This window comes from Weizmannia agrestimuris (assembly GCF_943193165.1).
GTDB classification, from domain to species: domain Bacteria; phylum Bacillota; class Bacilli; order Bacillales; family Bacillaceae_C; genus Weizmannia; species Weizmannia faecalis.
The window spans coordinates 192,914-207,668 of the sequence record NZ_CALPDC010000002.1 but is presented as its reverse complement, the minus strand read 5'-3'; the positions used below and the strand labels follow the sequence as shown (position 1 = coordinate 207,668).

Genomic DNA, 14,755 nt, shown 5'->3' with positions numbered 1-14,755 from the left:
TGTATCTTCCTTTCTGCTAAACTTCTGCTTTTATACGGTTAAAATCGTGAAGCGGGGCCACTTTTGGCGTTGTCCCTGTGGCATAGCGGGTAATGGCTTCCAATGTATCCAGACAGGTAAACAGCGGAATATGGAAACGCATCGCTGCTTCACGCAGCTTGCTGCCGCCCCTTCTTTGGTCCCGCCCTTTTGTCGGGATGACCACCGCAGCGGTTACGGGTTGCTGTTCGAAAAAGGCGGGGGCATCCTCAAGGCCTACTGTTTCCGCCGCCACGCCGTTTTTCGCCAGGAACCGGGCCGTATGTTCCGTTGCGGCAATCCGGTAGCCTCTGTCCGCCAGTGTTTTCAATACCGGGAGCGCGGCTGCTTTTTCGCGGTCCGTCACCGAGCAAAATACAAATTGTTCTTCAAGCGGCGGCTCAAACACCGGGTCATGGACGGACAGAAGCGTTTTTTCGAGTGCTTCCCCGAATGTCCGGGCAAGGCCGAGCACCTCGCCTGTTGATTTCATTTCAGGCCCTAAAACAGGATCGACATCTTTCAGTTTTGTATAGGAAAATACCGGTGCCTTCACGGCGACAAGTTCCGGCGGTGCAGGAAGCCCTTTTTCCGCAAGCGGTTTTCCGAGTTGTACGGCAATGGCGAGATCAATCATCGGAATGCCGGTGACTTTGCTTAAAATTGGGACGGTTCTTGAAGCACGCGGATTCACTTCCAGCACATAAACGGTCCCTTCATAAATTAAAAACTGGATATTGGCAATGCCTTTGATTTTGCCCTTTAAACAGATTTTTTCGGCATACCGGATAAGCGTTTCCTGCACAGACGGGCTTAAATGCTGGTGCGGATAAACGGCCATGCTGTCGCCGGAGTGGACGCCCGCTTTTTCAATATGTTCAAAAATGCCCGGGATGAGCACCTTCTCCCCGTCACAAATGCAGTCGAGTTCGCATTCCGTACCCGGCAAATACTGGTCAATCATAAGCGGCCAACTTTTTTCGCTTGCGTACTTCAACGCATCAGCATAAGCGTTGAGTTCGTCCTCGTGGTAAAAAATGAACATTGACTGTCCGCCAATAACATAGGACGGGCGGACAAGCACTGGAAACGACAGGTCTTTTGCTGCCCGTTTCAGTTCTTCTGCATCATAGGCGGTATGCCCTTTAATATGCGGAATGCCAAGCTCATCCAGCAGCTTGTAAAAAAGGTTGCGATCCTCAAGCTGGTCGATTTGTTCCACGTTCGTTCCAAACAGTTTCACGCCTTCAGCTTCAAGGCTCGATGCGACATTGATCGCGGTCTGGCCGCCGAATTGCGTGAAGACGCCGGCCACCTGCTCTTTTTCAATAATATGCAGCAAATCTTCCGGGCGCAGCGGGTCAAAATACAATTTATCCGCCATTGAAAAATCGGTGCTGACCGTCTCCGGATTGTTGTTTACAACAATCGTTTCATAGCCAAGTTGTTTGAGCGCCATAACGGCATGGACCGAGCAGTAATCAAATTCAATTCCCTGCCCGATGCGGATCGGTCCGGAACCGATGATCAGCACTTTCGGGCGGTTTGATACTTCCACTTCATCCCGGCCGCCCCAGGTGGAATAGTAGTACGGCGTTTGCGCCTCAAACTCGGCGGCACAGGTGTCCACAAGTTTATAAACCGGCATAAGCCCGAGCTGTTTTCTTTTTTCGCGCACCGCTTTTTCGCTGCATCCGCATAATGCCGAAAGACGCTCATCACTGATGTTCATTTTTTTGGCAGCGCGCAGCAAAGCAGCCGGCATCGTATCGATCGTATATTGCTTGCATGTTTCTTCCATATCCACGATATTTTTTATTTTTTCAAGAAACCAGCGGTCGATTTCCGTGTATTTTTCAATGTCATCCAGCGCCATGCCTTTACGCATCGCTTCCGCCACCGCAAACAGGCGGATATCGGTCGCTTCCGTTAAAAGCGGGACCAAATCATCCGGCTGTTTTTCAGCAAGCGCCGGATAGAACAGACCTGAAAGCCCGAGTTCAAGCGAACGGATTCCTTTGTTAAGCGCTCCTTCAAATGTGCGGTCGATCGCCATTGCTTCGCCGGTCGCCTTCATTTGCGTGCCAAGTTTCCGGTCCGCTTCCGTAAATTTGTCGAACGGAAAGCGCGGAATTTTCACGACAACATAATCAAGGGCCGGTTCGAAGGAAGCAAACGTGTTGCCGGTTACCGGGTTTAAAATTTCATCCAGATGATAGCCGATTGCGCATTTCGTGGCAATGCGGGCGATCGGGTAACCGGTTGCTTTCGAAGCCAAGGCGGATGACCGGCTGACGCGCGGATTGACTTCAATAATATTGTACTGGTCGGAGTGGGGATCGAGCGCAAATTGGATGTTGCACCCGCCGATCACCCCGAGCGCGCGAATCACTTTTAAAGAAGCGTCCCGGAGCAGCTGGTACTGCACATCCGATAAAGTCTGCGATGGCGCGACCACAATCGAGTCGCCCGTATGCACTCCGACCGGATCGATATTTTCCATATTGCAGACAATGATGCACGTGTCGTTTGCATCGCGCACGACTTCGTATTCAATTTCTTTCCAGCCTTTGATGCTTTTTTCAAGCAGCACCTGGTGGATCGGGCTCAGGTCAAGGCCGCGCTGGAGCACTTCCCGAAGTTCTTCATCATTGGCTGCAAATCCCCCGCCGGAGCCGCCAAGCGTATAAGCGGGGCGGATAATGACGGGGTAGCCGATTTTTTTCGCAAATGCCAGCCCGTCTTCCATATTTTCCACAATTTTTGACGGCGGGATCGGTTCCCCGATATCAAGCATCAACTGGCGGAACTTTTCGCGGTCTTCCCCCTTCTGGATCGAATCCACCGGTGTCCCGAGCAATTGTACCCCATACTTATCGAGAATCCCCGCTTCATAGAGCTGGACGGTGAGATTCAGGCCGGTTTGCCCGCCCAATGTCCCGATAATGCCGTCCGGACGCTCTTTTTGTAAAATCTGTTCTATCGACTCCACCGTCAGCGGGTCAAAATAAATCCGGTCGGCCATTTCTTCATCAGTCATGATCGTTGCCGGATTGCTGTTGACAAGCACGACTTCAATTCCTTCTTCTTTCAAGGCAAGGCAGCTCTGCGTACCCGCATAATCAAATTCGGCGGCCTGGCCGATAACAATCGGGCCGGAGCCGATCACAAGCACTTTTTTGATCGATTTATTGAATGGCATAAGACAAAACTCCCGCTCTTTGTTGTACTCGTTGTAAAAAGTGGTCAAAAATGTATTCGGAATCACGCGGCCCCGGATGTGCTTCCGGGTGGAACTGGACGGAATAGACCGGCAAGTCCGGATGGATGCAGCCTTCAACCGTGCCGTCATTCACATTCTTAAAGGAAAGCTCGAGTTCCGATCCGGCAAGTGATGCTTCATCGACAACATAGCCATGGTTTTGGGCTGTCATCAACACTTTTCCAGTCTTTAAATCTTTAACCGGATGGTTGCCGCCCCTGTGGCCGAATGGCAGCTTTTTCGTCTTTGCCCCGTAAGCGAGTGCCAATAGCTGGTGGCCGAGGCAAATGCCAAGCACCGGATAAGCAGCGCTAACTTTTTTGATTTCCGGCAGCCACTCGGCTAGTTTAGCAGGATCCCCGGGGCCGTTTGAAATGACAATGCCGTCAGGTGCAAGTTCTGCCATTTGTTTTGCCATAAAATCAAAGGGCACGACGGTCACTTTGCAATTGCGGTCAAGCAAGTATTGCAAAATGGATTTTTTGTAGCCGAAATCCATCAAAGCAATGTGCAAAGGGCCATCTCCATACGTTTCCGGTTGTTTTATGGCCACTTCGGCTACGAAAAATTCATCGCCGCCGCATGGCACTTTTTGATCGCGGGACGTTGAAACAAGGCCGCGCACAGTGCCGCGTTTTCTGATCGTTTTTACAAGCGCGCGCGTGTCCACTCCTGCAAGGCAAGGGACACCCGACTTTTCCAAAAAGGATAGGGCCGTCTTTTCCACTTTATAAAAACTCGGGCTTGCGCATATTTCACCGGTCACAACCGCGCGCGCCGAGATGCTTTTGCTTTCGTGATCATCGCCGTTTACGCCGTAATTGCCGATTAAAGGGTAACAAAACACCAGAATCTGCCCGGTGTACGACGGGTCGGTGAGCATTTCCTGGTACCCCGTCATGCCGGTGTTAAATACCACTTCTCCCGTTGTTTCAGCGGGGTTTCCCGCAAAAAAGCCTTCAAAAATTTCTCCCGTTTCAAGAATAAGATATCCGCTTGTCACGATGTCTGTCCTCCCTTGTCTCTTTGCCGGTTAAAGATTGTTTTGGCTTGCCTTAGTAAAAACAGTTTTCATTTTTTCTGCAAAAAGCGCCGTTTCCTTTTCCGTAATAACAAGCGGCGGCAACAGACGGACAACATGCGGGCCTGCTGTTAATACAAGCAAATGCTCAGCCAATGCCGCCCGGGTGATTTTTACAGCTTCCATTTCCGTTTCAAGGCCGGCCATCAGCCCTTTCCCGCGGATTTCTTTAATAAAAGAAAATTGCGTCTTCAAGTCTTCCAATTTTGTCCAAAAATCGATGCTTTGTTTTTGGACATGTTCGATGATATTTTCTTCCGCAAACGTTTCAAGCGTTGCCAGACCGGCTGTCGCAGATAGCGGGTTGCCGCCAAAAGTGCTGCCGTGCGTACCGGGCGTAAAGCTTTGCGCGATTTTTTCTTTCGCGAGCATGGCGCCAATCGGAATGCCGGACCCCAGCCCTTTTGCAAGCGTCATGATATCCGGTTCGAAGCCGTACTGTTCATAGGCAAACAGTGTACCGGTACGGCCCATGCCCGTCTGCACTTCATCTACAATGATTAAACAATCGTTCTTTCTGCACGTGCGGACAAGGGCATCCACCCAATCCTGTTCCGCAGGGATGACGCCGCCTTCCCCCTGAATCAGTTCAAACATGACGGCAATGGGCTTAAGCTTTTCGAGATCGCGGAGTGCCGTGATGTCGTTAAACGGCAAATAGGTGAATCCCGGCACAAGCGGTTCAAAGCCATGCTGGATTTTTTCCTGTGCCGTTGCCGACAATGTCCCGAGTGTCCGGCCGTGGAACGAAGCCTTGAAGGTGACGATGGGCCCCGATTTTCCGCGTTTTTTTGCATCAAGGCGGGCCAGTTTGATCGCCGCTTCATTGGCTTCCGCGCCGCTGTTTGCGAAAAACACCCGGTCAAATACGCTTTGTGCTGCTAGTTTTTCAGCCAGCTCTTCCTGCGGCCCGATTTCAAACAGATTGGAAGTATGCCAGATTTGGTCCAGCTGGCCGGTCACCTTGGTTTTTACCTTTTCGGGGACATGGCCGAGATTGCAAACGGCAATGCCTGAAGTAAAATCCAAATATTTTTCTCCATTTTCATCCCATACATAACTGCCTTTTCCTTTTACAAACTTTACCGGCGTCCGGCTGTACGTTTGCATAAGTGCTTGCTTTTTTACCGTTTGCGTCATCTTATCCATCGATCAAAACCCCGTTCCCTGTAAATTTCGTCCCGGTTTTTCCGCCGCCTGCCAAAAACAGGAGGCTGTCTTCTTCTGTCCCGTCCACAATCACCACTTCTTTTACGCCGGACCGGATGCATTCCGCTGCTGCCCGGACTTTCGGAATCATGCCACCGGTAATGACTTGTTTTTGGATGAGCCCGTCAACCTGTCCGGGGGTAAGATAAGGGAGCACTTTCCCTTCCATCATGACCCCGGGGACATCCGTCACCATCCAAACACGCGCGTTCATTTTCCGGGCAACCGCGGCTGCTGCCAAATCAGCATTGACATTCAGGCGCTGGCCGTTTTTATCCGTCGCAACCGGGGAAATGACCGGGATAAACTGCTGCCGCAATAAAGCAAGCAGCACCTGTTCATTTACGGATTCGATTTCCCCGACATATCCGAGATTGGGTGTCTCAATCTTCCTAGCTGTTAAAAGCCGTGAGTCGGTTCCGCTGATGCCGACCGCTTTGGCTCCCGCCTGCGAGAGCCGGCGCGTAATCCATTTGTTGATGGAACCGGAAAGCACCATCTCAACGACGTTTAACACCGGCTCGGTCGTAACGCGTAACCCGTTTTTAAATTGCGTTTTGATCTGCATTTTTTCCAACATGGCCGAGATTGCCGGCCCCCCGCCGTGGACGATGACAGGTTCAAGCCCGAATCGCGCTTTGATTTGCACCAGATTTTCAAAAAATGCATCCGGCAGCTGGTGGAGAATGCTGCCGCCGCACTTGATGACAACGTATGCCAATTTGGCCAACCCCTTATAAATAGTTATGGCATTGTATAATTATGCAACGATGCGTGCACCAACATTATGAACGATAAGTGGCATTGATTTTCACATAATCATAGGTCAGGTCGCATCCCCATGCAGTACCCTGGCAAGTTCCGGCACCAAGGTCGATGGCGATACAGATTTTGTCATTTTCCTTTAAATAGGCATGTGCCTCGTCTTCGGAATAGGAAGCCGGCATGCCTTTTTCCACTACGGGAATCCCGCCGATGCGGATAGAAAGCGCTTGTTCATCCACTTGGACGCCGCTGTATCCGATCGCATTGATAATCCTTCCCCAGTTCGCATCGGCGCCAAAGACAGCAGCTTTTACCAAATTTGAGCCGATAACGGTTTTTGCGACCGTTTGTGCCTCTTTTTCCGTTTCAGCCCCGGTTACACAGACTTCAACCAGTTTCGTCGCGCCTTCCCCGTCTCTTGCAATTTGTTTGGCAAGTTCCCGGGCAATATAGGCAAAGCTTTCTGCGAATTTCTTCCAATCCGGGTGTGCATAGGAAAGCGTATCGTTTCCGGCCAGCCCGTTTGCCATTACAACGACCATGTCATTTGTGCTTGTGTCGCCGTCCACCGTAATCATATTGAACGTTTCATCGACCGTTTGTTTCAGCAGGTTTTGCAATGCAGCGGCCTCAACTTTGGCGTCTGTCGTGATAAAAGCGAGCATCGTTGCCATGTTCGGATGGATCATCCCCGATCCTTTGGCGCAGCCAGCAACCGTGACCGTTTTCCCATCAATTTCAAGCGTTACGCAGGCGCGTTTTTGAAAGGTGTCCGTCGTAAGTATCGCTTTTTCAAAAAGGTCCGGATGGGATGTGCCCTCTTTCTCGATACGGCGAATGCCGGTTTCAATTTTTTCAACCGGTAAAAGCTCGCCAATGACACCTGTTGAGGCAACGCCGATCAGGCTTTCGTTTACGCCGATTTGAGCGGCGAACCATTCCCGCATCAGGCGGGCGTGGCGGAGGCCTTCATTGCCTGTAAAGGAGTTCGCGTTTCCCGAATTCACAATGATGCCGGACAGCTTCCCACTTTCCATAATGCTTTCTTTTGTAATCTGGATGGGTGCAGCTTGAAACTGATTCGTCGTGTAGACCGCAGCCGCTTGTGCCGGGACAGCGGAGTAAAGCCACCCAAGATCCGGACGTTTTCTTTTAATGCCGCAATGGAGCCCACCGGCAAAAAATCCTGCCGGGCTCGAGATGTTTCCGTCTGTTTTCGTAAAAAATGCAGTACTTTCTTTTTCATATAATTGATTCATTGCCATCCTCCATATATAAACGGTATGTTTAAGATTGCCTTATGGATAAACCGGAACATGGTCGAGCCCTGTATCTTCTTCCAGCCCGAAAAGCAGATTCATATTTTGGATTGCCTGCCCGCTTGCACCTTTTACAAGATTGTCAATGGCAGAAATGACCACGAGCCTCCCCGTCCGTTCATCCACATGGACGCCTATATCACAGTAATTTGAGGCGTATACTTCCTTTGTAGATGGAAAAGAACCAGCCGGCCTGATCCGGATAAATTTCCGGCCTTTATACACTTTCCTATAATATTGGCGGACATCTTCGGTGGTGACTTTTTTTGCTAAAGGCGCGTATATCGTGCAAAGAATCCCCCTCGTCATCGGAATAAGATGGGGCGTAAATGAAATTTTCGCTTCTTTTCCGGCAAACGCCTTGATGAACCGCTCGATTTCCGGTGTATGCTGGTGGCTTCCGACTTTGTACGCACCGGTATTTTCATTTACTTCAGTAAACAAGTTGCCTAGAGAAGGGTTTCTTCCCGCACCGGAAACACCGGTTTTACCATCAATCACAATAAAGGAAGTATCGATGAACCCCCCTTGAACAGGCGGGAGAAGTCCTAAAAGCGCTGCGGTCGGGAAGCAGCCGGGATTGGCGATCAGTTGAGCCTCTTTTATCCTGTCCGCATTCATTTCTGAAAGGCCGTAGATAGCTTTATCCAGCTCTTTTTGCGGGGCGGGTTCGCGTTTATACCATTGCCTGTACGCTTCCCCATCCAGCCTGAAATCCCCGGACAGGTCGATACACTTTAAACCTTTATCAACAAACCGTGGTACCCAGTTTTTGGCTACCCCAGACGGCGTTGCGAAAAACAATAGTTCCACCCTGCCTGCGATTTCATCCGGAACCATGTCTTCCAATCCGGCTTCTATGATTTGCTGGAAATGCGGGTAATGTGCGGTCAGCATCGTGCCTTTTGTGCGGTGCGATATCAACATTTCCAGTTGTGTGCGGGGATGGCGGGCAAGAAGTCTGACAAGTTCCGCACCGCTGTATCCGTTTGCCCCGACAATCCCTATTTTCAACATTTTCATCTCCCTATTGTTATGTATGTGCATTATTATAATTCATTATGTATGATTATACAAGGCTAAAAATATAAAAAAATAGAAACTTTTCGCTTTCACGCATAACAAAAAAGATCAAGGCCTGCATCCGGCAGGGCTTGATCTTTTTTGTCTGCAAGGAAAATTAGTCGTGTGCCAATACGACGATTTTTCCGTTTGCCGCCGCACCGACATACCGGGTGGCAATTTCAAGCGGAATTCCGAGCTCAAGGACCTTTTCCAATATTTTTTCCGGGTATGTTTTTCTTTTGACCAGTGCTTTCAGTTCATCCATGAGATCCACATACGTATGAAGGCATATTCCGTTTACACCTTTTCCGGCTTCGCGGCCGACTTCACGGATGGCCGCAGCATTGTTGGCGATGACAGTAATGCGCCCATTTTCTCTATGATGATGTAAAATGGCTTCCGCTGCTTCCCCGGGTCCGGCAAAAATTCCAATTAACTGCATACGCGTGTCCCCATATTAATCACCAAAAGAAATGACGAGTTTTTCCAGTTCCGCCGCGCTGGGTTCCGTCATCGTAAAGCCGAGTCTTTTCATTTCTTCAGCTACTGCCGCTGCATGGCTTTGATCCGTAACAATAAAGGTGCGGTCGCGCTGAATGGTGTCTTTCACTTTCGCCAAAAAGGAAAACAAAGCAGCGGTTTTCGGTTCTTGAATTTCACGCATAAAATGGGAAGATTTCTCGGTTACCGGCAAAATCCAAATCTCACATGCATATGGCATTTTTAAAATTTCATAGAAAGCATCTGTTTTTTCGAGCGGCGTACGCAGCGTATAATCGAAAAACTCATACACTTTCCGGCTGGAAAAAGGGAAGTTTGCAAACGGGCGAGAATCTTCCTTGTCGAACACGTGAATGTCCACTTTCGATTTATTTTTTTCAAAATAATTGTCTTCTGTTTTTGCAACGATATTTTGCATCGTTATGTTCCCCCTTGTATGTAAATCATTTTTATATTGCCTTTTTGCCCCGTTATTAAACACCGGTGTTCGTTTTTTTCGGAATATTTAACCCGTTTTTCCTAGGGTAGACAGGAATTGAAGATCAAAACCGGAACAGGAGTGGAGCAGATGTTTTTACACAAAAAAGAGTTGCAGTTTGAAGCAAAACCTGAAAGGCCGGATCCGGTTTTCGCCAATAAAGTGCAGGAAGTGCTCGGCGGGCAATACGGGGAAATCTCTGTGATGATGCAGTATCTTCTCCAAGGATGGAACTGCCGGGCAGATGAAAAATACCGGGATATGCTGCTTGATATCGGGACAGAAGAAATCGGCCATGTGGAAATGCTGGCCACATTAATCGCCCGCCTGCTCGATATGGCACCGGTCAAAATGCAGGAAGAAGCGGTTGCGAAAGACCCTGCCATTGCAGCTGTCATGGGCGGGATGAATCCGCAGCACGCCATTGTCGGCGGGCTCGGCGCGTTGCCGGTCAACAGTGCGGGGGTTCCGTGGAGCGGCAGTTATATCGTATCAAGCGGAAATTTAATCGCTGACTTCCGCGCCTATCTCAACGCTGAATCGCAGGGGCGACTTCAAGTCGTCCGCTTATATGAAATGACGGACGATCCGGGCGTGAAAAAAACACTATCGTTTTTGATCGCGAGGGACACGATGCATCAGAACCAGTGGCTGGCCGCCCTGCGTAAACTGGAAGAACAGGAAGGTGTTGTCGTACCGAGCACATTCCCTCCTGAACAGGAGCCTGAAGAATTTACCCATCTCTTTATCAATCATTCGGAAGGCAAAGAAAGTGCCAAAGGAAGATGGGCGAGCGGCGAAAGCATTGATGGAAAAGGTCAATTTAAATTCGTCGAACCTTTTGCATCCCATGACCGTGTCGGACAACAACCGGCACCGCCCTATCTGCACGGAACACTGCCAATCGTTAAATAAATCAAAAACCGAAAGAAGACTTTCCTTCTTCTGGTTTTTTTGCCATTTCTTAATATGCACCCGCCATCACCGGTTGGCGGTAGGCAGATAGCGACTCATCCATGATTTTTTGAAAAAGCGGCTCAAGATGTGCGGGGATCAGCTGGCCGGCAAAATCCCACGCATTTTGCTCAATCGTAAGTGCCAGTGCTTGCTTTTCCGGTAAATGCCCGGACTCTTCAAAGGCGGCGGACAATAGAGGCAGATTTTCATCCATCGCATGGCCGATTTCATGTGCAAGCACAATCGTGGCGTAAGGCAAAAAGTATTCGCAGCTTCCAAACAATAGCTCGCACTGCCGCCGGATTGTCTCTGTATACAGCGTAATCGTATCGGTGTGCGGATGATATTTGCCGCCAACAAGGCGCCCGCCGGGGAACTGTTTCTTTATTTTTAAATGGGCGGTGCACCCGGCGTTTTTTAGTAATTCTGTTGCCATTTCTCTAATTTGCAAAATTCCCCTGTCTCCTTTATCCATATTGGCATTGCTCTTATCATATATTATGAAAGATCGCGATTGCAATATGTATCTATTTTTTATCCGAAGCGGCCGGATTAAAAGGATATTTTTTCCTAGCAAAGGGACGTGTGAACCTGATTCCCAAGGCAAAAAAAAACAGGCCATAAAGGCCTGTTTTTTATAATTTCGAAACGTTTGCAGCTTGCGGTCCGCGGTTGCCTTCTTCAATATCAAAAGATACGGATTGGCCTTCTTCCAAAGTTTTAAAACCTTCGCCCTGAATCGCTGAGAAGTGAACAAATACATCGCTGCCGCCTTCGCGTTCGATAAATCCGTAGCCTTTTTCCGAATTAAACCATTTTACTTTACCTTGTTCCATTTTGTTTCCTCCTAATGTGTTTGAACACAAAATTACTATCCTTGCTCAAGTGATTTCAGGGGGTCAGTTTTAAAACTTTTTCCTTCCTTACCATACCGAACAAAAATAATTCTTTATTAGAATAGCAGATTATAAATGTGGTGTCAAGACGAATTGATTATCTTTTTCTTTATTTTTTTCTCCACTAATGCCGTGATTTTTTCGTATGAAAACCTTTCATGGCTGCCGAATCCATCCGCCTGGAAAAATGCTGCTGCAAAAATGGGAAAAAGATGCCTGCACGCAGGCATCTTTTTCGGTAAAGCGTTTTATTTTTCTTCCCTGTACCCGTGGCCCGGAAAATTCCCGTATCCGCTGTGGCCGTAATGTTCGGAATGGTAATGATGATGGTGGCCGTGCGGGTAACCATAACCATGTGAGTGGCCGTACGAATGCGCGTACGGATAACCGCCGTAACCACCGTATCCTCCATAATGGTGGTGGTGCCCATACGGCATATAATGGCCCGGATAGCCGCCATAATACTGCCTGGATTCTGCCAAATTTGTCACTCCTTTATCCATTGCTGCTTTTACAATATGGCAGTTGGAAGCGCATCGTTTGTGCATCCGCCTGCAAGCGGGAAAACAGGCGCCAATTTAAACGGCCGGATGTGCGTCTGCATTGTAAACCCCTTGCTAGGCCAGCCTGCTTCCGGACATACCGTACGGGCAATAAGTATGCGGTTATGATGAGAACGATATGCAAGCTTATTCAGCGACAATGGTTTCGCAAAAATGCAGGCGTTGGCCTACTGTATCCAGTGTGACCGGGATGCCGAGCGGAAGCGCCAGATTCGGGGTACCGTGCCCGGACTGTATGCCGGCAAGCACCGGCTTACCGCTCCCGTAAAAAAACTTTTTCAGGACATCCTGTGCCGTAAACCCATCCGCGTATGCTTCCGGCTCACAGTCCATCCATTGCCCGAGCACAAACCCGGAGGCGTCATCCAGTTTTCCGGAAAGCTGAAGCTGGGTAAGCATCCGGTCGATCGCATATGGCTCTTCATGCACTTCTTCAAGAAAAAGAATTTTTCCGCTTGTATCGATTTCAAACGGCGTTCCCATCAGTGCGCAGATTAATGACAGATTCCCGCCTGTAAGCGGCGCTGTCATGACCCCTTCACCCCACGCTTCCCCCGTGTAACTGCCGGTAGGAACACCGGTTGACGCCAGCTTGAGCAATGATTGTACCGAAAGCGCATCGTCTGTGATAAATTCGACAGCCGCCATCGGGCCATGGATCGTGGCGAGGCCGCATTTTTGCTGGAAAACGATGTGTAGTGCTGTAATATCGCTGTAACCGATAAATAATTTCGGATTCTCCCGGATCCATTCAACGTCGAGATACGGTAAAATTTGCGGTGTCCCGTACCCGCCGCGCAAACAAAGAATTGCCCGCACGTCATCGTCTGCAAACATCGCATGCAGATCGGCTGCCCGTTCAAGCGGCGTACCGGCCATATACCCACCGTATACTTTCTCCGCATTTTCTCCCACTTTTACCCGGAAACCGAGCCGCCGCAATTTCGCAACAGCAGTTTGAAGCCTTTCGATTGAGACCGGGCTTGCAGGCGCGACCAGCCCGATCGTATCTCCCACCTGTAATCGTTTCCCTTTTCTCATCCTTCTCCCCCCTGGTTGATGAATTGCAGTACAATTTGCTCTTCCGCTTGATGTACTGCTTCTTCATCCAGTACATTATTGATCAAAATGGAAAAAATCAGCTTTTCCCCGGATGTTGCCTGCATATAGCCGGAAAGTGTGCTGACGCCTGTAATCGACCCAGTTTTGGCAAACACCTGTCCTCGAGCAGCCGTCCCCTTAAACCGGTTTCTGAGGGTTCCGCCTTCCAACCTGTTTTCAGCCCCCGCAACAGGCAGCGCATCGAAAAAGCACGGAAACCAGTCTTTTTCCTGTATCCGGTATAAAAGCGCCGTCAAATCATTTGCCCGGACCAAATCGGCGTGAGATATGCCCGAACCATCACGGAGCATCATCTGGTCAGGGTCCATGCCAAAGTTACCTGCAACGCTGCGAATGACTTCAAGCCCTTTTTCCCAGCTTCCTTCCCCTTTTTCCGTTTTCCCCATTTCTTTTACAAGCATTTCGGCGATGGTATTATTGCTGAATTTTAAAAATGGCACCATGATGCTTGATAAAGGCGGCGATTGTGAAAAGAGAACCGGAACTGCTGCATCCTTCACCCTGCCCGTTTTGATTGTGCCTTGAACGGTGATCCCGTTTTCCTCTAACGTTTTTTTGAAAACAGACAGCACCCATTTCGTCGGGTCCCAGACTGCTTTCCATTGCCGGACTGCGGCGGAATCGGCTGTAATTGTCCCGCTTGCCGTAAACGTATTCCCGCCATGTGCCCGGCTGATGACGATATCGTCCTCCTGCTGCTCACCGTCTCGCACGGTTCGGACATGGTTGACCAGTTTAACCATCCCGCTTTCCGGAACCATTTTGATTCGCGCTTTCATGCCGGGTTTTTTTGCCGGAACAACTTCAAAAATGGCCGTCCCTGCATCATAATCCCGGTTAGGCGATAAAGTTAAAGCCGAAATTTGTGCGCCGTAATATTCCTGTTCATCGCTCCATGGCAAGTCAAGTGAATACCGGGTATCATCATAGCGCGAATCATCCCCGACCAGGTCCCCCTGAATACGCCGGATTCCCTGCTTCTTTAATTCAGCCGCCCAGTCCGCTAAATCGGATTTCAATAAAGCAGGATCTCCTCCCCCTTGTATGTATATATCACCGTAAAGCGTACCGTTTTGGATCGCGCCTGTCCGGTACACGCCCGTTTTAAAACGGGTATTTTTCCCGAGCGTTTCAAGCGCGGCGGCTGCGGTCAGCAGTTTCATATTGGATGCAGGGCGCAGCAGCGTATTGCCATTTTGTTCGTAGAGCAGTTTCCCGCTATCAGCCGAACGGACGCTGATCGCAACGATCCCGCCTTTTAAAGGGGCGGCCTCAAGAATACCGGCAATCTTTGCGTCTGTTTCTTTTTTCCCGCAGCCTTCCCTGTCCCCTGCTGCATAAGGCCCAGTTCCCTGAATAAATAGAAATGCCATCGTCCATATCACGACCCATCTTTTATGCAATCCGTTTCCCTCCGTATGAAATTCTGCCTTGCTTTATCATATTCCTTCTTTATTTTAATCTTTCCGTAAACGCTGTTTTGGCTGCTATCTTCTTTTTTCCAATGATTCATTTCGCG

14 protein-coding genes are annotated in these 14,755 nt (G+C 49.4%); 1 reads left to right on the top strand and 13 read right to left on the bottom strand.

Going from position 1 to position 14,755, the window contains the following annotated elements; all coding sequences use genetic code 11:
- Positions 1-16: 16 nt before the first annotated feature.
- The 8 genes from carB to NFR98_RS02370 form a co-directional block, all read right to left on the bottom strand.
- Positions 17-3,220: a carbamoyl-phosphate synthase (glutamine-hydrolyzing) large subunit gene (gene carB, locus NFR98_RS02405; protein WP_251459587.1), complete on the bottom strand. Its 3,204-nt coding sequence runs from the start codon at positions 3,218-3,220 to the stop codon at positions 17-19.
- The gene (locus tag NFR98_RS02400) at positions 3,207-4,283 is read right to left on the bottom strand and encodes a carbamoyl phosphate synthase small subunit (protein ID WP_179234421.1); all 1,077 of its coding nucleotides are present in this window, start codon (positions 4,281-4,283) and stop codon (positions 3,207-3,209) included. Before NFR98_RS02400 ends, carB begins: the two co-directional genes overlap by 14 nt.
- A gap of 30 nt (positions 4,284-4,313) precedes the next feature.
- Positions 4,314-5,510, bottom strand: coding sequence for an acetylornithine transaminase (gene argD, locus NFR98_RS02395; protein ID WP_014098233.1), 1,197 nt, complete (start codon positions 5,508-5,510; stop codon positions 4,314-4,316).
- Entirely contained in the window at positions 5,503-6,291 is a 789-nt protein-coding gene (argB, locus tag NFR98_RS02390) for an acetylglutamate kinase (protein WP_014098232.1), read from the bottom strand. The genes argD and argB overlap by 8 nt, the downstream gene beginning before the upstream one ends.
- A gap of 64 nt (positions 6,292-6,355) precedes the next feature.
- Entirely contained in the window at positions 6,356-7,594 is a 1,239-nt protein-coding gene (argJ, locus tag NFR98_RS02385; RefSeq protein ID WP_026683379.1) for a bifunctional glutamate N-acetyltransferase/amino-acid acetyltransferase ArgJ, read from the bottom strand.
- Between the two features lie 39 nt (positions 7,595-7,633).
- A complete protein-coding gene (gene argC, locus NFR98_RS02380) occupies positions 7,634-8,671 on the bottom strand; it encodes an N-acetyl-gamma-glutamyl-phosphate reductase (protein WP_168986027.1) in 1,038 nt (345 codons plus the stop codon).
- A 163-nt stretch (positions 8,672-8,834) separates the two neighbouring features.
- Positions 8,835-9,161, bottom strand: a complete 327-nt coding sequence (locus NFR98_RS02375) for a hypothetical protein (RefSeq protein ID WP_168986028.1) — start codon at positions 9,159-9,161, stop codon at positions 8,835-8,837.
- Positions 9,162-9,176: 15 nt separating this feature from the next.
- A complete protein-coding gene (locus tag NFR98_RS02370; RefSeq protein ID WP_014098228.1) occupies positions 9,177-9,638 on the bottom strand; it encodes a hypothetical protein in 462 nt (153 codons plus the stop codon).
- Between the two features lie 150 nt (positions 9,639-9,788).
- Here NFR98_RS02370 and NFR98_RS02365 point away from each other — a divergent pair, with 150 nt between their 5' ends.
- The gene (locus NFR98_RS02365; RefSeq protein WP_168986029.1) at positions 9,789-10,613 is read left to right on the top strand and encodes a manganese catalase; all 825 of its coding nucleotides are present in this window, start codon (positions 9,789-9,791) and stop codon (positions 10,611-10,613) included.
- A 49-nt stretch (positions 10,614-10,662) separates the two neighbouring features.
- Here NFR98_RS02365 and NFR98_RS02360 read toward each other — a convergent pair whose 3' ends face one another.
- The 5 genes from NFR98_RS02360 to dacB all read right to left on the bottom strand — a co-directional run bounded on the left by NFR98_RS02360 (position 10,663) and on the right by dacB (position 14,639).
- Positions 10,663-11,130 (bottom strand): hypothetical protein, encoded by a 468-nt coding sequence (locus NFR98_RS02360; RefSeq protein WP_168986030.1) that lies wholly within the window; start codon positions 11,128-11,130, stop codon positions 10,663-10,665.
- A 160-nt stretch (positions 11,131-11,290) separates the two neighbouring features.
- Positions 11,291-11,491, bottom strand: coding sequence for a cold-shock protein (locus tag NFR98_RS02355; protein WP_013859436.1), 201 nt, complete (start codon positions 11,489-11,491; stop codon positions 11,291-11,293).
- 308 nt (positions 11,492-11,799) lie between these two features.
- Complete coding sequence (locus NFR98_RS02350; protein WP_437184211.1) at positions 11,800-12,042, bottom strand: hypothetical protein; 243 nt, start codon at positions 12,040-12,042, stop codon at positions 11,800-11,802.
- 198 nt (positions 12,043-12,240) lie between these two features.
- The gene (locus NFR98_RS02345; RefSeq protein WP_061577608.1) at positions 12,241-13,155 is read right to left on the bottom strand and encodes a S66 peptidase family protein; all 915 of its coding nucleotides are present in this window, start codon (positions 13,153-13,155) and stop codon (positions 12,241-12,243) included.
- Positions 13,152-14,639, bottom strand: coding sequence for a D-alanyl-D-alanine carboxypeptidase/D-alanyl-D-alanine endopeptidase (dacB, locus tag NFR98_RS02340; protein WP_061577609.1), 1,488 nt, complete (start codon positions 14,637-14,639; stop codon positions 13,152-13,154). The genes NFR98_RS02345 and dacB overlap by 4 nt, the downstream gene beginning before the upstream one ends.
- Positions 14,640-14,755 lie beyond the last annotated feature (116 nt).

What these genes read in the sequence shown, in the direction of transcription:
- carB (WP_251459587.1), bottom strand. Translation starts at nt 3,220, where the DNA reads ATGCCATTCAATAAATCGATCAAAAAAGTGCTTGTGATCGGCTCCGGC.
- argD (WP_014098233.1), bottom strand. Translation starts at nt 5,510, where the DNA reads ATGGATAAGATGACGCAAACGGTAAAAAAGCAAGCACTTATGCAAACG.
- argJ (WP_026683379.1), bottom strand. Translation starts at nt 7,594, where the DNA reads ATGAATCAATTATATGAAAAAGAAAGTACTGCATTTTTTACGAAAACA.
- argC (WP_168986027.1), bottom strand. Translation starts at nt 8,671, where the DNA reads ATGTTGAAAATAGGGATTGTCGGGGCAAACGGATACAGCGGTGCGGAA.
- NFR98_RS02375 (WP_168986028.1), bottom strand. Translation starts at nt 9,161, where the DNA reads ATGCAGTTAATTGGAATTTTTGCCGGACCCGGGGAAGCAGCGGAAGCC.
- NFR98_RS02370 (WP_014098228.1), bottom strand. Translation starts at nt 9,638, where the DNA reads ATGCAAAATATCGTTGCAAAAACAGAAGACAATTATTTTGAAAAAAAT.
- NFR98_RS02365 (WP_168986029.1), top strand. Translation starts at nt 9,789, where the DNA reads ATGTTTTTACACAAAAAAGAGTTGCAGTTTGAAGCAAAACCTGAAAGG.
- NFR98_RS02360 (WP_168986030.1), bottom strand. Translation starts at nt 11,130, where the DNA reads ATGGATAAAGGAGACAGGGGAATTTTGCAAATTAGAGAAATGGCAACA.
- NFR98_RS02355 (WP_013859436.1), bottom strand. Translation starts at nt 11,491, where the DNA reads ATGGAACAAGGTAAAGTAAAATGGTTTAATTCGGAAAAAGGCTACGGA.
- NFR98_RS02345 (WP_061577608.1), bottom strand. Translation starts at nt 13,155, where the DNA reads ATGAGAAAAGGGAAACGATTACAGGTGGGAGATACGATCGGGCTGGTC.